This window comes from Erwinia sp. TECH1 (genome assembly GCF_054057575.1).
The window spans coordinates 3,921,073-3,942,861 of the sequence record NZ_JBSRZK010000001.1 but is presented as its reverse complement, the minus strand read 5'-3'; the positions used below and the strand labels follow the sequence as shown (position 1 = coordinate 3,942,861).

Genomic DNA, 21,789 nt, shown 5'->3' with positions numbered 1-21,789 from the left:
CCACGCCGCTCGCCATGCGGTGAGGCTCTGCCTGCTTCACGGTTAGCCATGAGTAAAACCCGCCGCGCGCGGAGTTTACTGATGTCTGTCGGTCGAAGCTGACCCTACTGACGCTTTCGTGGGGTAAAGGCCGCGCCTTTCCCCGTTGCTGTGCCTCCGGCACCCTTATCCTTGCCCTGGGATTTGTGTAATGACACCACTTAAAATTGCAGCCAGCACCACCGTGGCGATCCACCTTCAGACCGGTCGCGAAGTCGTGACGCTGGAAAAAACCGACTTCACGGACGTGGCGGCAATCGTGCTCTCCGTGGCCGACTCGCGCAGCGGGACGCTGGCGCTGCTGCGCCATACCGGTTTTAACCTGCCCGTATTTATCTCGCTTGACGATCTGGCCCAGGCGGAAGATCTGCCGGAAGTGACGGGCGTGCTGACGGGCGAAGAAGACGATGCCGCCAGGCTGGAGGCCGCCGCCGCCGACTATCAGGCAAAGCTGCTGCCGCCGTTTTTCAATACGCTGACCAAATACGTGGCAATGGATAACAGCACCTTTGCCTGTCCGGGCCACCAGGGCGGCGCGTTTTTTAAAAAGCATCCGGCCGGACGTCAGTTTTATGATTTCTTCGGCGAGAACATTTTTCGCGCCGATATGTGCAATGCCGATGTGAAACTGGGCGATCTGCTTATTCACGAGGGATCGGCCAAGCACGCCCAGAAATTCGCAGCAAAAGTTTTTAACGCGGATAAGACCTACTTTGTGCTGAACGGCACCTCCAGCGCCAATAAGGTCGTAACCAACGCGCTGCTGACCAGAGGCGATCTGGTACTGTTCGATCGCAACAACCACAAATCCAACCATCATGGCGCGCTGATCCAGGCGGGCGCGACGCCGGTTTATCTGGAAACGGCGCGTAACCCGTTTGGTTTTATCGGCGGTATCGATGCGCACTGTTTTGAAGAGAAGTGGCTGCGGGAGCAAATTGCCGCCGTCGCGCCGGATCGCGCCAACCAGCCGCGTCCTTTCCGGCTGGCGATTATCCAGCTTGGCACCTATGACGGCACGGTTTATAACGCGCGTAAGGTTATCGACAGCATCGGCCACCTTTGCGACTACATCCTGTTTGATTCCGCCTGGGTAGGCTACGAGCAGTTTATTCCGGTGATGGAAGCCTGCTCGCCGCTGCTGCTGGAACTTAATGAGCGTGATCCGGGTATTTTCGTCACCCAGTCGGTACACAAACAGCAGGCTGGCTTTTCGCAAACCTCCCAGATCCATAAAAAGGATAACCACCTTCGCGGCCAGCGGCGTTTTTGCAGCCACAAGCGGCTTAATAATGCTTTTATGCTGCACGCCTCAACCAGTCCTTTTTATCCGCTGTTCGCCGCGCTCGACGTTAATGCCAAAATGCACCAGGGCGAAGCCGGACGACGTTTGTGGCACGAGTGCGTCATGCTGGGGATTGAAGCGCGCAAGGCTATCCTCGCGAAGTGCGAGATGATTCGGCCTTTTATCCCTGACGAAGTGGACGGCGAGCGCTGGCAGGATGCGTCGACGGCCGCTATTGCCGCCGACAGCCGCTACTTCAGCTTTGCGCCACGTGCCGCCTGGCATGGCTTTGCCGGCTACGCAAAAGATCAGTATCTGATCGATCCCTGCAAGCTGCTGCTGACCACGCCGGGCATTGATGCCGCCAGCGGTGAATATGCTGATTTCGGCATTCCGGCGACGATCCTGGCCAACTACCTGCGTGAAAACGGCGTGGTGCCGGAGAAATGCGATCTGAACTCCATTCTTTTCCTGCTGACGCCCGCCGAAAGCATGGAGAAAATGGTGCATCTGGTGGCGAAGCTGGCGCAGTTTGAGCAGCATATCCGCGAGGACGCGCTGCTGCGCGACGTGCTGCCGACTATTTACCGCAAAAACGCCGCGCGCTACGAAGGCTATACGCTGCGCCGCCTCTGTCTGGAGATGCACCAGCTGTATGTCGGTAACGAGGTAAAAGATCTTCAGAAGGCGATGTTCCGCCAGCAGAGCCTGCCGAAGGTGGCGATGAACCCTCAGGACGCTAACATTGAATTTATACGCGGCAACGTCGAGCTGGTGCCCATTGCAGAGGCGGAAGGGCGTATCGCTGCGGAAGGCGCGCTGCCTTATCCGCCGGGCGTGCTCTGCGTAGTGCCGGGCGAGGTTTGGGGCGGGGCGGCGCAGCGTTATTTCCTTGCGCTGGAGAAAGGGCTAAACGGCTTGCCGGGTTTTTCACCGGAGCTACAGGGCGTGTATGTGGAAACGGACGAAAACGGCGTGAAGCGCCTGATGGGCTATATGCTTAGCCGCTAAGCCAGCGATCCCGCGCCGTTAAGGTCGCGGGATAAGCCCCTTCTGTCGCACGGTAGCGCCGCTCAGTTAGCCTGTAGCGCGGCGTCTTCCCGCGCCTGACGCATAATAGCCCTGGCGATCCACTTGCCGATATCCTGAAGCTGGTCGTTATCGCAGCCCCAGATATCCTTCATCACCAGAAAAATCTCCGAGCCGTAGACCAGCGACAGGGACTTAATCACCCGATCGACAATCTCCGGCGGCAGCTCGTCGTTCAGCGGCTCCAGCACGTGCTGCAACAGCGCCTTGCGGTTTCCCCTTACCAGCTTTTCTCTGTCCGGCTTGTCGCTGGACTGCGACTGTGCCCACTGGGTCAGAGAAAGGTGCAGCGCCGCGCGCAGCGTGCCTTCATGCTCCAACATGCGCGGAAAAGCGAACGTCAGCAGCTCGTCAATACGGTCGCTGGCTTCTTCACGAGTCGGGCGCCAGCTTTTTATCGGGCTGAGCGTCTCCGTAACGATGGCGGAAACCAGCGCGCTCTGCGTTGGAAAATAGCGATAGGCCGTTGCGCGAGAAAGCTGAGCTTCCTGCGCGACTTCGGTAATGGACGGGAACGCGCCGCTGTCAAAAAGCCGCATAGCGGTCTCGATCAGTAAACGACGTGTTCTTGCGCGTGTGGCGGTCAGCTTTACAACCCCAGCGGAATCCCTTTGCTCCACATTAACCTCATTTTGTTAAATCTGCCTGATATTCAAGCGATTGAAGACGGCAGCGCGTAAAGGGCATTCCCATTCGCTGGCGTCTGCAGGACAGGTTTTGTTATTAAGCATAGCCAACATCCTTGTGAGACACTTATTCCATTCAATTGATTTATCATTGACGATAGTGATACTGTTATCTCAACAAATTGAAAGTAAAAAACTCTCAATCTCTATTTACTGTTTTATTGCTTCTTTATCAAGTCTTTATTCTGTCTGATAACAGGGTGTTGTTACGACTATGACTATTAATCGTGGTTTTGTTTACGCCGTCGCAACGGCTGATACTAAAGGAAGGGAACTGTTTTATGTCAGCGACTGCCTGCGCAAGGCGGGCGTTGACGTCGTCACAGTTGACCTGTCAACTCAACCAGTTAGTACGCCTTCCACCGCTGATTTTCCGCCGGAGCTGGTCGCCGATTTTCATCCGGACGGGCGTGAAGCCGTGTTCTGCGGCGACCGCGGCAGGGCCATTAACGCGATGGCGCAGGCGTTTAAAATTTTCCTTAGCCAACGTCAGGATCTGCTTGGGGTTATCGGCCTCGGCGGCTCGGGCGGTACGGCGTTGATTACGCCAGCGATGCAGGCCTTACCGATCGGCGTGCCGAAGGTAATGGTTTCGACGATGGCTTCCGGCGACGTTTCCGGCTACGTTGGCGCCAGCGATATCAGCATGGTCTATTCGGTCACCGATGTCTCCGGCCTTAACCGTATCTCGCGTCGCGTGCTGGGCAATGCGGCCCATCAAATCGCCGGTGCGGTGCTTTTTCCCATAGAGAAAGACAGTAACGACAAGCCCGCGCTGGGCCTGACCATGTTCGGCGTCACCACGCCCTGTATTCAGACGGTCAGCGCCATGCTGGAAGAGCATTACGACTGCCTGGTGTTTCATGCCACCGGCAGCGGCGGCAAGGCGATGGAAAAGCTGACCGACAGCGGGATGCTGAGCGGCCTGCTGGATTTAACCACCACCGAAGTCTGCGACTACCTGTTTGGCGGCGTGCTGGCCTGCGATGAAACGCGTTTTGACGCCGTAGCCAACAGCCGCGTTCCCTGCGTAATTTCCTGCGGCGCGCTGGATATGGTCAACTTTGGTCATCCTTCCGGCGTGCCGGAGAAATATGCCGACCGGCTTTTCTATCACCATAACGCGCAGGTTACGCTGATGCGCACCACGCCGGAAGAGAACGCGACGATGGCGAAATGGATAGCGGATAAGCTTAATCGTTGCGAAGGCGACATCGTGTTTTTGATCCCGGAAGGCGGGTTTTCCGCGCTGGACGCGCCGGGCCAGGCTTTCTGGTCGCCGGAAGCGCGCGCCGCCTTTATCAGCACGCTGGAGGCGAACGTCAAACAGACCAGCCGCCGCGTTATTCGTCGCCTGCCGTTTAATATCAACGATCCGCAATTTGCGCTGGCGGCGGTCAGAGAGTTTCGCCAGCTGATCGAAAAGGAGTGCTGAACATGGCTTTTACCCGTCAGGAGATACTGACAAAATTTAACGCGATGATTGCGCGCGGCGAACCGATTATCGGCGGCGGAGCCGGTACCGGGCTTTCCGCGAAATGCGAAGAGGCGGGCGGCATAGACCTGATCGTTATCTACAATTCAGGGCGCTACCGTATGGCCGGGCGTGGTTCGCTGGCCGGCCTGCTGGCCTACGGCAACGCCAACGAAATCGTAGTGGATATGGCAAAAGAAGTGCTGCCGGTAGTGAAGAACACGCCGGTGCTGGCGGGCGTCAACGGCACCGATCCCTTCTGCCATTTTGATAAGTTTCTGGACGATCTCAAGGCGATGGGATTCGCCGGCGTGCAAAATTTTCCCACGGTAGGGCTGATTGATGGCAACTTCCGCGCCAACCTGGAAGAAACCGGCATGGGCTACGGGCTGGAAGTCGATATGATCCGGCTGGCGGCACAAAAAGAGATGCTGACCACGCCTTATGTTTTCAGCACGGAAAATGCTGTAGCGATGACGGAAGCGGGCGCGGATATTATCGTGGCGCATATGGGACTGACCACCGGCGGCAACATCGGCGCGGAAACCGCGCTGAAGCTGGCCGACTGCGTGCCGTTAATCAACGAATGGGCGGCAGCCGCGAAGAAAGTGCGTAAAGAGGTCATTGTACTTTGTCACGGCGGGCCGATTTCCACGCCGGAAGACGCGAAGTATATCCTCAGCCAGTGCCCACAGTGCGACGGTTTTTACGGCGCCAGCTCCATGGAGCGGTTGCCGACCGAAGTTGCGCTGACGGAAACCACAAAGCAGTTTAAAAACATCAGCCGCTAAGACTGGAAGCGGACGGATCCTCGGATCTGTCCGCTTTGCTCTTTTGCAGAAGTCAGCCTGCGCGCTATTCGCTTTACCCCACCCGAAACGTCCGCGCTACCCGCAGCAATACTAATAGCGATGGTAGCTCTTCTGCGCGTTGTTCACTTTATAAAGATAGCGACGCGACTCGGCAGAAGGGTGGTTGGTGGTCAGCGTTTGATACACCTCCGCAGGCGACAGATCGTTAATCGCGCTGAAGGCCCGATTCTTATCGCTGGAGAAGACTCTCAGTACGCTGCCCGCGCCGCCGTTATAGGCTGTGATCACCGCATAGCGCCGTGACAGCGGATTCGCGATGCCGGAAAGGTAGCTGTCCTGCAGCAGCGAAAGATAGGCCGTCCCCGCATCGATATTGTTTTCCGGATCGAGCAGGTAGCTGCGGCTCGGCTTGCCCCATTTCCCTTTCATGCGGAACACGTCCGCGCCGGCGGTATGCTGCACCACCTGCATCAGGCCCAGCGCGTCAGAATGGCTGACCGCATAGGGGTTGAAGCTCGATTCAATCTGCATGATCGCCAGGATCAGCGCCTGATCCACGCCGTATTTCTCCGCCGCCTTGCGCACCATCGGCAGATATTTATGCGCACGCTTGTCCAGATGGTTGGGCACCATCGGGATAGTAACCGACCAGATGATATGCAGACCGGCGTTGCGGCGCTGCAATTTATTCTGGATCAGGTAGTCGGCGAAGCTGGCCGCGCGACCCTGCCAGCGGATCGCCTGGCCGGTATTATCCAGCACCTGACCATAGAGCAGCGGCTCCTGACCCAGCTGAATATCGTTGGCGTCGGAGTAGAGATCGACATTGCCCGGATCTTCGCCAATCAGCAGCGTGGTAATGATCGCCTGACGCAGGCTTGCCATCGGATCCGTACCGGCGATGGTCTCGATAGTGATCTTACCGGCGTCAAAGTTAATATGGCTGCGCGTATAATACTGATCGCTATATTTAACGTAGTCTTTTGGACCGGCGATCAGGACTTCATTAATACCCCAAATATTTTCGATGTTATGGGCAAACTGCCCCATCAGAATGTCGAATCCGTTGGTGTCCTTGACCCACTCTTCGTGGAAAACCGGCTTTTTATTGCTGGAGCAGGAAATCAGCAGCGGCGCGATAACCAGCAAGCCTATCAGTTTCTTCATTATGTCGTGCTACGCCCAAATTGAGGGGGCCTCTATGGCGAGGCCCAACGTTTATTCTGCTGGCGGGGTATAACCTTCGATATGGACATCGTGTCCTTCGAACAGAAATTTCACCATTTCCTGCTCAAGCTGTTTGCGATCTTCCGGGTTCATCATGCTCAGCTTTTTCTCGTTGATCAGCATGGTTTGCTTGCTCATCCACTGCGACCAGGCTTCTTTGGAAATTTCGTTATAGATACGCTTGCCCAGTTCACCCGGATAGAGCTGAAAATCCTGTCCTTCAGCATCGCGCTGCAGGAACGTACAAAAAATGGTTCTGCTCATCACTCTTCCTCTTCTGTTGGAATGCCCATCGGTTGCGGCTGACGCAGCTGCGCCAGCAAGCGCTCCACCGGGGCAGCCAGTCCCACGGACGGCGGCTGCGCTAAGTTATACCAGAGACCCGCGGCTTCATCCATGACCGCGCCTGCGGCAGGCAGTTTCAGCCACATTGGCACAATATCCAGGTGGAAATGGCTGAATGTGTGGCGAAAAGCGATAGTCTGGGTCAGCGCCGCATGATCAATACAACGGCTGTGCAGCCACTGCCGCAGCTCGTCTTCGCTGGCGAACTGCGGAAAGCAGAACAGCCCGCCCCACAGGCCGACCGGCGGCCGCTGTTCCAGCCACACTTTGTCGTCCCGCTGCATCATCAGCAGATAGCCGGTGCGCTCCGGCAAAATCTGTTTTGGCTTCTTGCCGGGATAAGCGGTCTGGTTGCCCTGCTCACAGGCGATACAGCCCAGCTTCAGCGGACAAATTTCACATTTGGGTTTTGAGCGGGTGCAGACCATCGCGCCCAAATCCATCATCGCCTGGTTAAACTGGCTGACGCCTTCGGCAGGCGTGACCTCTTCGCTAATCTGCCAAAGACGCTTTTCCACCTCTTTTCTGCCCGGCCAGCCCTGAACGGCATAGCAGCGTGCCAGCACTCGCTTGACGTTGCCGTCCAGGATCGGGAAATGCTGACCCAGCGATAAAGAAAGGATCGCGCCCGCCGTCGAGCGGCCGACGCCGGGCAGATCGGCAACCTCTGCAAAGGTCTCCGGAAATTTCCCGCCGTGTTTTTCCACTACCTGTACCGCCGCCTTATGCAGATTGCGCGCGCGGGCATAGTAGCCAAGTCCGGTCCATAAATGCAGCACCTCATCCAGCTTTGCGGCAGCCAGATCGGTCACGGTGGGAAAGCGCGCCATAAAGCGTTCAAAGTAAGGGATAACGGTCGCGACCTGCGTCTGTTGCAGCATCACTTCGGAGAGCCAAACTTTATAAGGGGTTTTTGCCAGCTGCCAGGGCAGGGTTTTGCGGCCAAAGCGCTGATACCAGTCCAGTACCTGCTGTGAGAACTGCGGCGCTTGCATCATCTTTGCGAGGTTTCCCCAGTAAATTAAAAATCAGGCTGGGATTCCAGCACAGACCCGTTATGCTGTAAACCGGAAGTTTCCAGGGCTTGCTTAACCGCTGTAACTTTGCATAATGCCCGTTTTTCAGATATTGCAGACCAGCAGGCAGAAACATGAAGAATGATGTGATTACACCGGAGTTTGACGAAAACGGCCGCCCGATGCGCCGTATTCGCAGCTTCGTTCGCCGTCAGGGCCGCCTGACCAAAGGCCAGCAGCACGCGCTGGACCATTTCTGGCCTGTTAAAGGTGTGGAGTATCAGCCGGAACCCGTTGATCTGGCATCCCTTTTTGGCCGCGAGGCGCCGGTGGTGCTGGAGATTGGCTTTGGCATGGGCGCATCGCTGGTGGCGATGGCCGCCGCGAACCCGCAGCAAAACTTTCTGGGTATTGAAGTGCATTCGCCGGGCGTCGGCGCCTGCCTGAGCGCAGCCGACGAGGCGGGCGTGGAGAATCTGCGCGTGATGTGTCACGATGCAGTCGACGTGCTGGAGAAAATGATCCCGGATAATTCGCTGCGTATGGTGCAGCTCTTTTTCCCGGATCCCTGGCATAAAGCGCGCCATAACAAGCGCCGCATCGTTCAGGTGCCTTTTGCCGAGCTGGTGATGCGCAAGCTGAAGCTGGGCGGCGTGTTTCATATGGCGACCGACTGGGAAGCCTATGCGGAACATATGCTGGAAGTAATGAGCAGCATTGCTGGCTACAAAAACCAGTCGGCAACCAACGATTATGTGCCGCGTCCCGATTCGCGGCCGTTAACAAAATTCGAACAGCGCGGCCAGCGTCTTGGCCACGGTGTATGGGATTTGATGTTTGAGAGGATTAAATAATGGCAGCTCAACGCAGTCGTCGCTTGCGTAAAAAAATGCATATCGATGAGTTTCAGGAATTAGGCTTTTCCGTCGCTTTCTCCTTCCCGGAAGATACCAGCGGCGACACCATCGACACCACCCTGGACGCCTTCATTAATGAAGTTATCGATCCCAACGGCCTGGCGTTTGACGGCAGCGGCTTCCTGCAGTGGGAAGGGCTGGTCTGCCTGCAGCAAACCGGCAAGTGCACCGACGAGCACCGCGAGCTGGTGCGTAAATGGCTGGAAGATCGCCAGCTGAATAATATCCAGGTAACCGAACTTTTCGACGTCTGGTGGGACTAATTATCTGCCTGCCGTAGCATAAGCAGGCAAACCGTCCGTTGAGGCCACGCATGCGTGGCCTTTTGTTTCTCAGGAGAAGAGTCAATGCGTAAAGCGATCGTAGCGGCCGCGCTGTTGCTGGCGGCAGGCCAGGCACAGGCCGACTATCAATGTAGCGTCAATCCTCAGGACGATATCGTTATCTCTCCGCAGAACGTCAAGGTAGTGGGCGCCAGCGGCAATCTGATCATCACGCCGACCGGCGAGGTACAGCGCAACGGGCAGTCCGCTTCGGTCGATAACGCCACGCGCCAGACTGCCATCGACTATCAGGCCGCGCTGCGCCGCGATTTGCCCTGGATCGATCAGGGAGCGCGTCAGCGTCTGGAAAAAAGCCGCGTGGCGCTGGATAACGTGATCGTCAACAAACTGGGCACGGACAGCAGAGTCCGTAGCCGCCTGACCAAGCTGGACGAGCAGCTGAAGCAGCAGATGAACCGCATTATTGAGCATCGCAACGACGGGCTGACGTTCCATCATCAGGCTATCGAGCAGGTGCGGCAGGACGGCGAAAAGCTGGTGCAGAGCGCGATGGGCGGCGTGATCCAGGACAGCCTTAACGAAATGGGCAGCAAGGTGAACGGCGATAATCCGCTTCAGGCAGTGATGGGTAACCTGGGCGGATTGCAGCAGGCCGTGCAGGCGGAATGGAGCAATCAGGAGGCGGACTTCCAGAACTTCGGACACGAAGTCTGCAACCGCGTGACCGCGCTGGAAGCGCAGCGTAAGACGCTGATTGGCGGATTGAAATAATCCGGCCAGAGCTGCTCTTCTGGTGTCTGTACGGGCTGGCTGTAAGCGGCAAAGACTACCGGCACCAGGACGTTATCGCCTTTCTCTTTGTCTAAAGACGTCCATGGGATTTATAGCTGGCAGCGTTGCCATAACGGCAGACTGTATTAACGGCTTGCGATTAGGCTGGTATTCCGCGCGCCGCGCGTAAAGAGGGGATAGCCGTTTGAAAACACGCCCCGCTTTTTCCGGCGGGACGTGGGTAAAGCGGGGCGGCTATTCAGCCAGGAACAGCTCCAGCAGCGAGTTCAGGAACAGCTTGCCTTTCTCCGTCACCTGCCAGCTTTGCGCCGTTTCCGTCAGGTAACCTTTCGCCAGCGCCTCATCAAGCTGAGGACGGATAGCTTCCTCACTAAGGCCGGTAAAGCGCGCAAACTCTTCGCGCGGCGCCGCTTCCAGCAGCCGGAAACGGTTCATAAAGAACTCAAACGGCTTTTCTGTTTCCGCGACCTCGTGCTGACGATCCAGGTAATTGCCGTTCATAAAGCCGCGTGGGTGGCGGGTTTTGGCGGTGCGGATAATTCGCCCGTCTGCCTGCGTCAGCTTGCCGTGCGCGCCGCAGCCGATCCCCAGATAGTCGCCGAAGCGCCAGTAGTTGAGGTTATGCTCGCAGCGGTAGCCCGGTTTGGCATAGGCGGAAGTCTCGTACTGCTCGTAACCCGCCGCCGTTAACAGCTGGTGGCCCTGCTCAAAGATATCCCATAACGCGTCATCGTCCGGCAGCACGGGCGGCCTGGAGGCAAACAGCGTGTTGGGTTCGATGGTCAGCTGATACCAGGAAAGATGCGGCGGATCCAGCTCGATAGCCTGGCGCAGGTCGTCCAGCGCCTCCGCCAGCGACTGATCGGGCAGGCCATGCATCAAATCCAGATTAAAGCTGCGCAGGCCCAGCCCCTGAGCCAGCTTCGCCGCGCGCTTCGCTTCTTCCGGGCCGTGAATGCGGCCAAGACGCGTCAGCTTCTGCTGGCTGAAGCTTTGCACGCCAATCGAGATGCGGTTGATACCGGCGCGCTGATAGCCGCTGAAGCGATCGGCCTCGACGGTGCCCGGGTTCGCCTCCATGGTGATTTCCGCCGTTGGCGAGAGCGGCAGCCTTGCCCGCACGCCGTCCATCAGCATCTGCATCGCCTCGCTGCTCAACAGGCTGGGCGTGCCGCCGCCGATAAAGATTGTGCCAACCTCGCGGCCAGCCGCCAGCGGCAGATCGGCATCCAGGTCGGCCAGTAAATGCCGCACATACTCCTCGTGCGGCACTTCGCCCTTCAGCGCATGCGAGTTGAAATCGCAGTAGGGACATTTCTGTACGCACCACGGAATATGAATATAGAGGCTGAGCGGCGGCAGATTATGCATTGCGCATCGCTTCCAGCAGCAGGGCCAGCGCTTTGCCACGATGGGAAACCGCGCGTTTCTCTTCTTTGCTCAGCTCTGCGGCGGTTTTGCCCAGCGCCGGTACAAAGAACACGGGATCGTAGCCGAAGCCGCCTTCGCCGCTGACGGCACGGGCGATTTCTCCCTGCCAGCAGCCGTGAAACACCAGCGGCGTGGGGTCTTCAGCATGGCGCAGATAAACCAGCACGCAGTGGAACTGCGCCTGGCGCTGGCCGTCCGCCACGTTTTCCATCGCTTCCAGCAGCTTGTCGATATTCTGCCGATCGCTGGCCTCCGCGCCGGCGTAGCGCGCGGAATAGATGCCAGGCGCGCCGCCCAGCGCGTCCACCGCCAGCCCGGAGTCGTCGGCAATCGCCGGCAAACCGGTGATAGCCGCAGCGTGACGCGCTTTCAGCAGGGCATTCTCGATAAAGGTCAGGCCGGTCTCTTCGGCCGACTCCACGCCACACTCGGTCTGCGCCACGATATCCAGGCCAAAGGCGGCCAGCTTATCGGCCAGTTCACGAACTTTTCCGGCATTGCCGGTGGCGAGCACTACTTTTTGCATATCAGGTCCAGAAGTTAACTACCGTACAAATTAAAGCTGCGCCCAGCCGGGAACAAAGTCCATTCCCAGATAGTTCAGCATATAGAGGATCAGGATCACCGCCATCGCCGAGAAGTCGATGCCGCCCATCGCCGGAATAAGGCGACGCACGGGTGCCATCAGCGGCTCAGTCAGCTGGATCAGCACGTAATCCACCGGGTTGCGGCCCTGGCTTATCCAGCTCATCAGCGAGCGAATGATAATCACCCAGAATACCAGCACGCCGGCGGCTTTCACCAGCGACACCAGGCCGAAATAGAGGAAGACCGGATCGAAAATAAATACGCTGCTCTGAAGCGTGAACATCACGGTAAACAGCAGCACGCTCAGCACATAGGCCAGCAGTAAAGACGCGGTATCCAGCGGCCCGATAGAGGGAATGACCCGGCGCATCGGGCGGATCACCGGCTGGGTGATCTTAACGATAAACTGCGAGAACGGATTATAAAAATCGCATCTTGCCCACTGCATCCAGATACGCAGCAGCAGCACTTTCACGTAAAGATTAATTATCGTTGAGACCAGAAAAGTCAACGTCAGCATGGAGTCCCTCAAAAGTTAGTTAGTGGCGCCGTAATCGCGCGCGCCAAATATGGCGGTGCCAATGCGCACCATGGTCGTACCTGCCTCAATAGCCGCATCCATATCGTCGCTCATCCCCAGAGAGAGCGTGTCGACGGAGGCATAACTCTTTTTCAGTTCGCTAAAGGCTGCCGCCATCCGGCGACAAACGGCCAGCTGGTGCTGATAATCCGCCTCCGGCGCGGGGATCGCCATCAGGCCGCGCAGCGTTAAACGCGGCAGCTGAGCAATCTCCCGAGCCAGATCCGGCAGCGCAGCCAGCATGATGCCAGATTTACTCTGCTCGTCGCTGATATTTATCTGGATCAGCACATTCAACGGCGGTAAATCGGCCGGACGCTGTTCGTTCAGCCTTGCGGCGATCTTCAGCCGATCCACCGTATGGCACCAGGCAAAGTTTTCCGCTACCAGCCGACTTTTGTTGGATTGCAGCGGCCCGATAAAGTGCCACGCCAGCGCGGAATTGTTAAGCGCCTGGATTTTATCGACGCCTTCCTGCACGTAGTTTTCGCCAAAGGCAAGCTGGCCCGCCGCCGCCGCTTCTTCGACCGCGCTCGCAGGTTTTGTTTTGCTCACTGCAAGCAGCGTAATTTCTGCTGGATCGCGGCCGCATCGTGCGGCTGCCGCTGAGATCCGCTCGCGTATCTGCTGTAAGTTGTGCTGAATCGGGGTCATAGTCAGGGAGTTAATATGGATATTGAGGAATTAGTGGCGCTTAGTGTAAAGCATAATGCCGGGGATCTGCACCTCTGTAGTGGTCATTATCCGTTCTGGCGGCTGGCCGGCAGGCTGGAGGCGATACCGGGCGGTCTTCCTGCCAGCGACGAGCTGCTGCTAAAAATTAGTCAGGCGTGGCTGGATGCCGATCAGCAACGCGAATTCGCTCGCGCAGGCCAGCTGGATTTCGCGCTGACGCTGGCCGACGGCACGCGGCTGCGGGCGAATCTGTTCCGACAGCGGCGGGGTATTTCGCTGGCGCTGCGCTTTATCACCAGCCGCTGTCCCGAGCTGGCGGAGCTGGATCTACCGCCGATAGTAAAGGAGCTGCTCCGGCTGCAGGACGGGCTGGTATTGGTGACGGGCGCGACGGGCAGCGGCAAATCAACCACGCTGGCTGCGCTTATCGGCGCGATTAACCAACAGCAGCACCGCCATATCCTGACGCTGGAAGATCCGGTGGAGTTTATTCACCGCAGCGAGCGATCGCTGATCCAGCAGCGGGAGATAGGCCGGCACTGCGTCTCTTTCAGCACCGGGCTGCGGGCGGCGCTGCGCCAGGATCCGGACGTCATCCTGCTGGGCGAGCTGCGCGATAGCGACACCATCCAGCTGGCTTTGACGGCGGCAGAAACCGGGCATCTGGTGCTGGCGACGCTGCACACGCGCGGCGCGGCGCAGGCGGTGGACAGGCTGGTGGACGTTTTTCCCGGCGCGGAGAAAAACCTGATCCGCAGCCAGCTGGCCGGCAGCCTGAAAGCGGTGATTGCGCAAAAGCTGGTGCCGGGCGTGACCAGGGGGCGGGTGGCGCTGTTTGAGGTGCTGATTAATACCCCAGCCACAAGCAGCTTGATTCGCGAGGGCAAAACGCATCAGCTGCCGGGCGTGCTGCAAACCGGCGCGCAGCTGGGTATGCAGACGTTTGAGCAAAGTTTGCAGGCGCGGCGGCAGGCCGGGCTGGTGGCGTGATTTCAGGTGAAGACGGAGGTGTAACGGAAAGCGGGGCCGATAGCGTAATGGCAGGCGTTACTGGCAAGTGGAGCTGGAGAAGTAATGGCAATCGAGACTGGCAGCCGCTGGTGCTGGGGCGTGGCGGCAATCGAAACGGGCGGGTGGCGGTGCTGCTGGCGTAACGTTAAGCGGGGCTGGTGCACGAGCCGGGCGACGTTACGCGGCCCGGCGGTAAAAGTGAAGCGATAAACGAGCCGACTAGCTCCACGCGTTCTCAAACCAGCTTTCGAGGATGATCACGGCCGAAAGGGAATCGACGCTGCCCTTGTTCAGCGCCCGAAAGCCGCCGCGTGAAAAGAGGTCAGCCCTGGCTTCCACGGTGCTGAGGCGCTCATCGTGCAGCTCTACCTTGACGCCAAAGCGGCCGTGCAGCCGGTTGGCAAATTTGCGCGCTCTGGCGGTTAGCGGCTGTTCGGTGCCGTCCATATTTAACGGCAGACCGACCACAACATGATCCGGCTGCCACTCTTTCAGCAACGCCTCGATTTTGCTCCAGTCGGGCGTGCCATCCTGCGCTTTTAACGCGGGAAGCGGGCGGGCGGTGCCGGTAAGCTGTTGGCCTATCGCCACGCCGATGCTTTTGGTGCCGAAATCGAAGGCCAGCAGAGTAAGGTGGCTCATCAGGCGTGTCCAACATCGCTGGTGATATTGTGAATATCCACGCCGATGCTTTTCGCCGCTTCGCGCCAGCGTTCGGCCACGGGCGTTTTAAACAGAATATTGCTGTTGGCCGGAATGGTCAGCCAGGCGTTTTCCAGCAGCTCGTTTTCCAGCTGGTCTTTCTCCCAGGCGCAGTAGCCCAGCGCGACCAGCACGCTTTCCGGCTGCTCCGGCGTGCCCAGCGTTTCCAGCACGTCGCGGGAGGTGGTGATCACCGTATTATCGGAAACGCGAATGCTGGACGCGTAGGTATGCTGAGCCGAGTGCAAAATAAAACCGCGATCTTCTGCCAGCGGGCCGCCGGCAAAAACCGGCTTGTCGAGTTTGACTTCGGGTTCGCGCGGGGTTGGCATAATTTTTAACTTCTTAAGAATGCCGTCGACGGTAAGATTTTCCATCGGTTTATTAACGATAATACCCATGGCGCCTTCGTCATTGTGTTCGCAGATATAAACAACCGAACGTTTGAACAAAGGATCCAGCAGCGTGGGCATGGCAATCAAAAAATGATGCTGTAAATTCATATCAGGATTCTGTAGTCGGGTTGCCCGCCTGTGGTAAAGGCCGCAGGCGAACAACAGGGTTAGCACGAAGGCCCGTCAATCCTTTTCTTATCAGGCCAGTCGTTTTTCAATCGCATCCATAAGCATACCAGTAATTGAAATCGGGAATGCGGCCTCGATCTCACGTATGCAGGTCGGGCTGGTCACGTTAATTTCCGTCAGCTTGTCGCCGATGATATCCAGGCCGACAAAAATCAGGCCCTTTTGCTTCAGCATTGGGCCGACGCGGCGGGCAATTTCCCAGTCGCTTTCGGACAGCGGACGCGCTTCGCCACGGCCGCCGGCCGCCAGGTTGCCACGCGTTTCGCCCGATTTGGGAATGCGAGCCAGGCAGTAAGGCACGGGTTCACCATCCACCACCAGCACGCGCTTGTCGCCTTCTTTAATCGCTGGCAGATAGTTCTGCGCCATGCAGTAGAAGCTGCCGTGCTCGGTCAGCGTTTCAATAATCACCGACAGGTTTGGATCTTCCTGCTTCACGCGGAAAATAGAGGCGCCGCCCATGCCGTCCAGCGGTTTCAGGATAATGTCGCCGTGCTCCTGCCAGAAATCGCGGATCTGCTGCGCGCTGCGGGTCACCAGCGTGTCCGGCGTCAGCTCAGCAAACCAGGCGGTATAGAGCTTCTCGTTGCAGTCGCGCAGGCTCTGCGGCTTATTCACGATCAGCGTGCCTTTTTCTTCCGCGCGCTCAAGGATGTAGGTCGCGTAGATAAATTCGGTGTCGAAAGGCGGATCTTTACGCATCAGCACTACGTTCAGGTCGGCCAGCGCAATATCCTGCTCGCTGCCGAACTCGTACCATTTGTCGTAGTTTTGCTCAACGCTCAACAGACGCGTTGCGGCGCGCGCTTCACCGCCGCGCAGATAGAGATCTTTCATCTCCATATAGTGAATTTCATAACCGCGGCGCTGTGCTTCCAGCAGCATCGCGAAGCTGCTGTCTTTTTTAATATTGATGGCGCTAATCGGGTCCATCACAATGCCAAGCTTAATCATTAGTCTCTCCAGTTGAGCTTTCTTGCCTGCCGTTTTTCTCGTCAGTGCCTGTTATCAGCCTAAATCGCCAAACCGCACCTGAAGGGCGGTAATGGCGGTTAGCGCGGTGGTCTCCGTGCGCAGCACGCGAGGCCCTAAAAGGATATCGGTAAAGCCGTAGCGCGCCGTCATCGCGATCTCATCCGCCGTCAGGCCGCCTTCCGGGCCAATCAGCAAACGGACGCGTTCCACGGGCTGCGGCAGGGTATTGATGCTTTGGCTCGCTCTCGGGTGCAGATTGAGCTTCAGGCTGCTGTCCTCTTCGGCGCTCCAGGCCTCCAGCGTCATTGCTTCACGCACCTCCGGCACGCGATTTCTGCCGCACTGCTCGCAGGCGGCAATCACAATTTTTTGCCACTGCTGGATTTTTTTCGCCAGCCTTTGGGCATCAAGCTTTACGCCACAGCGCTCAGAAAACAAGGGGGTGATGCTGTTTACGCCCAGTTCCACCGCTTTTTGAATGGTGAACTCCATCTTCTCGCCGCGCGACATCACCTGGCCTAAATGCAGGTGAAGCGGGGATTCACGGCACTCTTCGCGACTTTCCTGCACGGCGACGCGCACATTTTTCTTATCCGCCTGCACGATTTCGGCGCTAAATGTCAGATTAGTACCATCGAACAATTCCAGGCGCTGACCGGCGTTCATCCGCAGTACGCGTCCTACGTGATTTGCCGCTTCTTCGTTGAGGAAAACTTCACTGCCGACGACCAGCGGTTCGGCATGATAAATGCGGGGTATACGCATGGGGATCCTGATAAAAGTAACTGGCCGCGGCGGGCGCGGCCAAGACATGCTGTCCAGTTTAGGCCACAGATTTTACCGCTGGCAAGCACGCTGTACATAGGGGTTGTGGTTGCCCTGGACTTTTGCGATGCGGTTATCGCGCTCGCATTCCCAGGCGGTAACCGGATACTGCTTGTCCCAGACCGTCATCAGCTGAGTCTGCTGTTTCGACATCGCAATCTGGTACTGGTCGCGCATATAGAACCAGGTGCGGGCGATGGCGCCGCGCGCGCGCGCTGGCGGTTCAGCCTGCTTGTTCTTGAAGTCGATCTTCATTTCGCACTGGCCGTACTGATGCTCGCTGCCGTTCCACTGGCTGTACATAAAGTTGCCGCGATCGCCGTTAACCTCGCCGATGGCAGGCTGCAGGTTATGCAGATCGGACTCTATACGGCGATAGCCCGCGTCTTTGGCGCACTGTTTTCTGCCGCCATCCTGCCAGCACTGGCGCTGGTGGCCGAAAGTCCAGGCGGGCACCACGTGCTCCCACTCAATGCGGTTAGCGCGGTTGGCATTTTTGCGCACCTGATAGCCGCAGGAGGCGAGGTCCGGCACGCCTTTTTTCCCCTGCCAGTTAATTTTACAGCCGCAGTAAAAAGAGCCTGGCGCATCGGCATTGATTTGCGCGGCATAGGCTTTTGCCTGGCTGAAATTATTCTGATGGTAGTTGTTGGGGCTTAACCCGTGGGCAAAGAAGGCGGTCAGCAGCGAAAAGCAGCCAATAATTTTGCGTAACATAGTCCGGTTTTCTGTCAGTCAATAAAGCGGCGAGAGTAGCAGAAGCGCCGGATAACAGGAAATCGTCGCGTGCTTTATCAGCGCTTTTTTTGACGCCAGGCCGATTTTTATGCGGGCGTAAACGTGCCGGGCAGCAATTTTTCGCCGCAGTGAACGCAGCGGTATTCGCTTTCGCCGCGCGTGACCCGGTTATGGCGACGCACGGTCAGCTGATGCTGCTGACAGCGGCAGCGATAGGGGAAAGCGCGGCTGCGCACCGATTCGATAGCAAACTGGTGGGTGCGTCGTGCAGGCACGCCCAGCACGCTTTCCATCATCCACTTCCACTCTTTGCCATGCGGCGCCACGCGGCCAAACTGTTTCCATACCAGCAGATGCGCCAGCTCGTGCGGCACCACTTCATTGATAAAAGCTTCCTGATTTTCCAGCAGCAGCACCGGATTCAGGCGGATCTCCCAGGCTTCCAGCCAGGCGGTGCCCGCAGCCGTACCGCGCTGCTGATAAACCAGCTTTGGTTCAGGATAGTGACGTTCAAGGCGCTGATTAGCCTGCTGCAGCTTGTCGCGCAGCGAACGCATCACGGCCTGTTGTAGGGCTATTGGAAGTCGAGGGGATTTCATGGTGCAGAGGATACGACGTGAGGCAGGGGAATTCAATGAAGCTGGCCGGGTTGCCCCGGCCAGTGAAGCTTAGTCGCGCTGACCGATGTCGCGCAGCTTTTTGCCACTTAACAGGTTGCGTTCGATATGCTCAAGAGAAACGTTTTTGGTTTCCGGGATCAGCATAATAGTCAGAATGATAAAGAGGATATTCAGACCTGCGTAGACCCAGAAGGTATTGGCGTTGCCCAGCGTGTTCAGCATGGTCAGGAAGGTCGCCCCGACGATCATGTTGGCAATCCAGTTGGTCGCCGTAGAAACGGTGATACCAAAATCGCGGCCTTTCAGCGGCTGAATTTCAGAACACAGTACCCAGATCAGCGGGCCGGCGCTCATGGCGAAGCCGATGATAAACATCAGCAGCATAGCGATTGCAAAGTACTGTGCACCGGCAGAGTGAATGCCGATATGCAGCATGGTACCCAGCACGCCCATACCGATCGCCATGACCAGGAAGCCCAACTTCAGGGTCGGCTTACGGCCCCAGCGATCCACCAGACCGATAGCGATAAAGGTCGCCAGCACGTTGATCAGACCAACGATAACGGTGCCCCACATCTGCTCGGTGGTATTGGTAAAGCCGGCAATTTCAAAAATTTTCGGCGCGTAGTACATGATGACGTTCATACCGGTGAACTGCTGCATAACCTGTAGCAGAATACCCAGCCAGACCGCACGGCGGAAATTACCGTTGTTTTTGAACAGATTCCAGCCGGACTGTTTGATCTTCAGGCTTTCACGAATTTCATCCAGCTCGCGTTTTGCCTGCTCGCTGGTGTCGCGCAGGCGATCCAGCACGCGCTGCGCATCGCGGAAGTTGCCTTTCGCCGCCAGCCAGCGCGGGCTGTTAGGCAGGAAGCAGACGCCGACCAGCAGCAGGGCCGCCGGGATAGTGATGATGCCCAGCATCCAGCGCCATTCGCCGGTGTAGCTGAACGCGGTATCGGAGAGATAGGCACCCAGAATACCGATGGTGATCATCAGCTGGTACAGCGAGATCATGCTGCCGCGAATTTTTTCCGGTGCGATTTCAGAAAGGTAAAGCGGAGCGGTAAAGGAAGCCACGCCGACGGCCAGGCCCAGCAGCACGCGCGCCACAATCAGCATATCCGCGTTTCCCGCCATGGCTGACCACAGCGAGCCGATAACGAACAGCACGGCGCCAATCATCAGGCTCTTTTTACGACCGAGGTAAGAGGACATCCAGCCGCTGCCGACGGCGCCGACGGCGGCACCGAACATCATCGAGCTGACAATCCATTCCTGCTGGTGGGCAGTGACGTTGAAATCTTTCGCAATGAAAGGTAAAGCGCCGGCAATCACGCCGATATCCAGCCCGAAAAGCAGGCCGGCGAGTGCGGCGAGTAAACATACGAACAAGGTCATCGCCTTGTTGGATGTTCTGCTCTGTTTCTTATTATCAGGCATGAAGCCTCCATATTAGTGGTACTGTATATTGTTTTTATAAATGTTAAAAAAACCCGGCGCGAAAGACTGTGCGGGCGATCACACGGTGTAATCGGTTACACACCAGATCTTTCTGAAAACAGTGGTTTTCATACGCGCTTACGCTTTATAACCGTTCAGGCATAGCACTAAATAGCTTCTCCTGGTTCCCTGCTGGCCCTCTATCGGACAGCGCTGAAAATAGCGCATTCCCGCTACTCTTGTTAAGGCTGGAAATTCTTAATTATCAGATGCTGCCTGATGTTTCTGGATGTAACCGTTAACATGCGGGGCGACGAAGGCCTGCAAAAGTGTATACGGAGTTTACCAATCTGCCAGCCAGCGGGCAGCAAAAAGGGCACCCTTTAGGTGCCCTTGATGCGATAGGTAAAACCTTACTTCAGGCCAGCCGCTTCGCGCAGCTGTGCGGCCTTGTCGGTTTTTTCCCATGGGAAGTGCTCGCGGCCAAAGTGACCGTAAGCCGCAGTTTCGCGGTAGATTGGGTGCAGCAGATCCAGCATCTGGATCAGGCCGTAAGGACGCAGGTCGAAGAACTCGCGTACCAGCAGCGTCAGCTGTTCGGTAGAGATTTTTTCTGTACCAAAGGTTTCTACCATGATGGAAGTCGGTTCCGCAACGCCGATGGCGTAAGAAACCTGGATTTCACAGCGATCGGCCAGGCCGGCAGCCACGATGTTCTTGGCCACGTAGCGTGCCGCGTAGGCTGCGGAACGGTCAACTTTTGACGGATCCTTACCGGAGAACGCGCCGCCACCGTGACGAGCCATGCCGCCGTAGGTGTCCACGATGATTTTACGACCGGTCAGGCCGCAATCGCCCATCGGGCCGCCGATAACGAAACGGCCGGTTGGGTTGATATGGTATTTGGTACCGGCGTTGATCCATTCAGCTGGCAGAACCGGCTTGATGATCTCTTCCATCACCGCTTCCTGCAGCGCTTTCTGATCGATATCTTCTGAATGCTGCGTAGAAAGCACTACCGCGTCGATACCAACGATTTTGCCCGCATCGTACTGGAAAGTGATCTGGCTTTTCGCATCCGGACGCAGCCACGGCAGGGTGCCGTTTTTACGCACTTCGGACTGACGCTGCACCAGACGGTGCGCGTAGGTCACCGGCGCAGGCATCAGCACGTCGGTTTCGTTGGTGGCATAGCCGAACATCAGGCCCTGATCGCCCGCGCCCTGTTCCAGCGGATCGGCGCGATCCACGCCCTGGTTGATATCCGGTGACTGTTTGCCGATAGCATTCAGCACCGCGCAGGAGTTGGCATCAAAGCCCATGTCGGAATGAACATAGCCGATTTCACGCACGGTATTACGGGTGATCTCTTCGATATCTACCCACGCGCTGGTGGTGATTTCGCCACCGACCAGCACCATGCCGGTTTTTACGTAGGTTTCACAGGCGACACGGGCTTTCGGATCCTGCTCAAGGATGGCATCCAGCACGGCATCAGAGATCTGGTCGGCGATTTTATCGGGATGGCCTTCTGAGACGGACTCGGAAGTAAAAAGGTGTTTAGCCATTTATTCTTTACCTTACTGAAACGGGTTGGGATCGACTGCATAGCGCTAAAAAGAAACGGTTTTCTCTCTCTGCGCCCCCT

Annotated in this window: 24 protein-coding genes; 8 read left to right on the top strand and 16 right to left on the bottom strand. The window is 57.3% G+C overall.

What is annotated here, in order from left to right; translation table 11 throughout:
- The first annotated feature begins 190 nt into the window (after positions 1–190).
- Positions 191–2,335 carry an ornithine decarboxylase gene (locus ACVWZ0_RS18465; RefSeq protein ID WP_253458569.1) on the top strand — a complete coding sequence of 715 codons (2,145 nt, stop codon included), beginning with the start codon at positions 191–193 and terminating at the stop codon, positions 2,333–2,335.
- Positions 2,336–2,397: 62 nt separating this feature from the next.
- Here ACVWZ0_RS18465 and ACVWZ0_RS18460 read toward each other — a convergent pair whose 3' ends face one another.
- On the bottom strand, positions 2,398–3,033 hold the full coding sequence (locus ACVWZ0_RS18460) for a TetR/AcrR family transcriptional regulator (RefSeq protein ID WP_253458572.1): 636 nt from the start codon (positions 3,031–3,033) through the stop codon (positions 2,398–2,400).
- A 280-nt stretch (positions 3,034–3,313) separates the two neighbouring features.
- Here ACVWZ0_RS18460 and ACVWZ0_RS18455 point away from each other — a divergent pair, with 280 nt between their 5' ends.
- Positions 3,314–4,534: a Tm-1-like ATP-binding domain-containing protein gene (locus ACVWZ0_RS18455; protein ID WP_253458575.1), complete on the top strand. Its 1,221-nt coding sequence runs from the start codon at positions 3,314–3,316 to the stop codon at positions 4,532–4,534.
- A gap of 2 nt (positions 4,535–4,536) precedes the next feature.
- A complete protein-coding gene (locus ACVWZ0_RS18450; protein ID WP_253458578.1) occupies positions 4,537–5,364 on the top strand; it encodes a phosphoenolpyruvate hydrolase family protein in 828 nt (275 codons plus the stop codon).
- A 111-nt stretch (positions 5,365–5,475) separates the two neighbouring features.
- Here the strand turns inward: ACVWZ0_RS18450 and mltC are convergent, their stop codons facing one another.
- From mltC to mutY, 3 genes are read right to left on the bottom strand one after another with little or no spacing between them, the layout of a single operon-like run.
- A complete protein-coding gene (mltC, locus tag ACVWZ0_RS18445; RefSeq protein ID WP_199746323.1) occupies positions 5,476–6,552 on the bottom strand; it encodes a membrane-bound lytic murein transglycosylase MltC in 1,077 nt (358 codons plus the stop codon).
- Positions 6,553–6,603: 51 nt separating this feature from the next.
- On the bottom strand, positions 6,604–6,876 hold the full coding sequence (locus tag ACVWZ0_RS18440) for an oxidative damage protection protein (protein WP_125287307.1): 273 nt from the start codon (positions 6,874–6,876) through the stop codon (positions 6,604–6,606).
- Positions 6,876–7,952 (bottom strand): A/G-specific adenine glycosylase, encoded by a 1,077-nt coding sequence (mutY, locus tag ACVWZ0_RS18435; protein ID WP_253461224.1) that lies wholly within the window; start codon positions 7,950–7,952, stop codon positions 6,876–6,878. The genes ACVWZ0_RS18440 and mutY overlap by 1 nt, the downstream gene beginning before the upstream one ends.
- Positions 7,953–8,107: 155 nt before the next feature.
- Between mutY and trmB the strand changes: the two genes are divergently transcribed.
- The 3 genes from trmB (at position 8,108) to ACVWZ0_RS18420 (ending at position 9,945) form a co-directional block, all read left to right on the top strand.
- Positions 8,108–8,827 (top strand): tRNA (guanosine(46)-N7)-methyltransferase TrmB, encoded by a 720-nt coding sequence (trmB, locus tag ACVWZ0_RS18430; RefSeq protein ID WP_253458581.1) that lies wholly within the window; start codon positions 8,108–8,110, stop codon positions 8,825–8,827.
- The gene (locus ACVWZ0_RS18425; RefSeq protein ID WP_253458583.1) at positions 8,827–9,153 is read left to right on the top strand and encodes a YggL family protein; all 327 of its coding nucleotides are present in this window, start codon (positions 8,827–8,829) and stop codon (positions 9,151–9,153) included. Before trmB ends, ACVWZ0_RS18425 begins: the two co-directional genes overlap by 1 nt.
- A gap of 84 nt (positions 9,154–9,237) precedes the next feature.
- Entirely contained in the window at positions 9,238–9,945 is a 708-nt protein-coding gene (locus ACVWZ0_RS18420) for a YggN family protein (RefSeq protein WP_253458585.1), read from the top strand.
- A 255-nt stretch (positions 9,946–10,200) separates the two neighbouring features.
- Here the strand turns inward: ACVWZ0_RS18420 and hemW are convergent, their stop codons facing one another.
- From hemW to ACVWZ0_RS18400, 4 genes are read right to left on the bottom strand one after another with little or no spacing between them, the layout of a single operon-like run.
- Complete coding sequence (hemW, locus tag ACVWZ0_RS18415; RefSeq protein ID WP_253458587.1) at positions 10,201–11,337, bottom strand: radical SAM family heme chaperone HemW; 1,137 nt, start codon at positions 11,335–11,337, stop codon at positions 10,201–10,203.
- Entirely contained in the window at positions 11,330–11,923 is a 594-nt protein-coding gene (gene rdgB, locus ACVWZ0_RS18410) for an RdgB/HAM1 family non-canonical purine NTP pyrophosphatase (RefSeq protein ID WP_253458589.1), read from the bottom strand. Before rdgB ends, hemW begins: the two co-directional genes overlap by 8 nt.
- A gap of 30 nt (positions 11,924–11,953) precedes the next feature.
- Positions 11,954–12,505: a YggT family protein gene (locus ACVWZ0_RS18405; RefSeq protein WP_253458591.1), complete on the bottom strand. Its 552-nt coding sequence runs from the start codon at positions 12,503–12,505 to the stop codon at positions 11,954–11,956.
- 15 nt (positions 12,506–12,520) lie between these two features.
- Positions 12,521–13,219 (bottom strand): YggS family pyridoxal phosphate-dependent enzyme, encoded by a 699-nt coding sequence (locus tag ACVWZ0_RS18400; RefSeq protein WP_253458593.1) that lies wholly within the window; start codon positions 13,217–13,219, stop codon positions 12,521–12,523.
- A 15-nt stretch (positions 13,220–13,234) separates the two neighbouring features.
- Between ACVWZ0_RS18400 and ACVWZ0_RS18395 the strand changes: the two genes are divergently transcribed.
- Together ACVWZ0_RS18395 and ACVWZ0_RS18390 are read left to right on the top strand one after the other, a co-directional pair.
- The gene (locus tag ACVWZ0_RS18395) at positions 13,235–14,230 is read left to right on the top strand and encodes a type IV pilus twitching motility protein PilT (RefSeq protein ID WP_253458596.1); all 996 of its coding nucleotides are present in this window, start codon (positions 13,235–13,237) and stop codon (positions 14,228–14,230) included.
- Positions 14,231–14,314: 84 nt separating this feature from the next.
- Positions 14,315–14,461, top strand: coding sequence for a hypothetical protein (locus ACVWZ0_RS18390; protein WP_253458599.1), 147 nt, complete (start codon positions 14,315–14,317; stop codon positions 14,459–14,461).
- Between the two features lie 9 nt (positions 14,462–14,470).
- On the opposite strand, the gene ruvX is transcribed toward ACVWZ0_RS18390, so the two are convergent.
- The 8 genes from ruvX to metK form a co-directional block, all read right to left on the bottom strand.
- Positions 14,471–14,893, bottom strand: a complete 423-nt coding sequence (gene ruvX / locus ACVWZ0_RS18385) for a Holliday junction resolvase RuvX (protein ID WP_125287317.1) — start codon at positions 14,891–14,893, stop codon at positions 14,471–14,473.
- Positions 14,893–15,456 (bottom strand): YqgE/AlgH family protein, encoded by a 564-nt coding sequence (locus ACVWZ0_RS18380; RefSeq protein WP_125287318.1) that lies wholly within the window; start codon positions 15,454–15,456, stop codon positions 14,893–14,895. Before ACVWZ0_RS18380 ends, ruvX begins: the two co-directional genes overlap by 1 nt.
- A 90-nt stretch (positions 15,457–15,546) precedes the next feature.
- Complete coding sequence (gene gshB, locus ACVWZ0_RS18375; RefSeq protein ID WP_125287319.1) at positions 15,547–16,491, bottom strand: glutathione synthase; 945 nt, start codon at positions 16,489–16,491, stop codon at positions 15,547–15,549.
- Positions 16,492–16,545: 54 nt separating this feature from the next.
- Positions 16,546–17,277, bottom strand: coding sequence for a 16S rRNA (uracil(1498)-N(3))-methyltransferase (gene rsmE / locus ACVWZ0_RS18370; protein ID WP_253458602.1), 732 nt, complete (start codon positions 17,275–17,277; stop codon positions 16,546–16,548).
- Positions 17,278–17,349: 72 nt separating this feature from the next.
- Entirely contained in the window at positions 17,350–18,054 is a 705-nt protein-coding gene (gene endA, locus ACVWZ0_RS18365; protein ID WP_253458605.1) for a deoxyribonuclease I, read from the bottom strand.
- A 107-nt stretch (positions 18,055–18,161) separates the two neighbouring features.
- The gene (locus ACVWZ0_RS18360) at positions 18,162–18,674 is read right to left on the bottom strand and encodes a SprT family zinc-dependent metalloprotease (RefSeq protein WP_253458608.1); all 513 of its coding nucleotides are present in this window, start codon (positions 18,672–18,674) and stop codon (positions 18,162–18,164) included.
- Positions 18,675–18,743: 69 nt separating this feature from the next.
- Positions 18,744–20,141 carry a sugar porter family MFS transporter gene (locus ACVWZ0_RS18355; RefSeq protein ID WP_253458610.1) on the bottom strand — a complete coding sequence of 466 codons (1,398 nt, stop codon included), beginning with the start codon at positions 20,139–20,141 and terminating at the stop codon, positions 18,744–18,746.
- Between the two features lie 413 nt (positions 20,142–20,554).
- A complete protein-coding gene (gene metK, locus ACVWZ0_RS18350; protein ID WP_253458613.1) occupies positions 20,555–21,709 on the bottom strand; it encodes a methionine adenosyltransferase in 1,155 nt (384 codons plus the stop codon).
- Between the last annotated feature and the right edge of the window lie 80 nt (positions 21,710–21,789).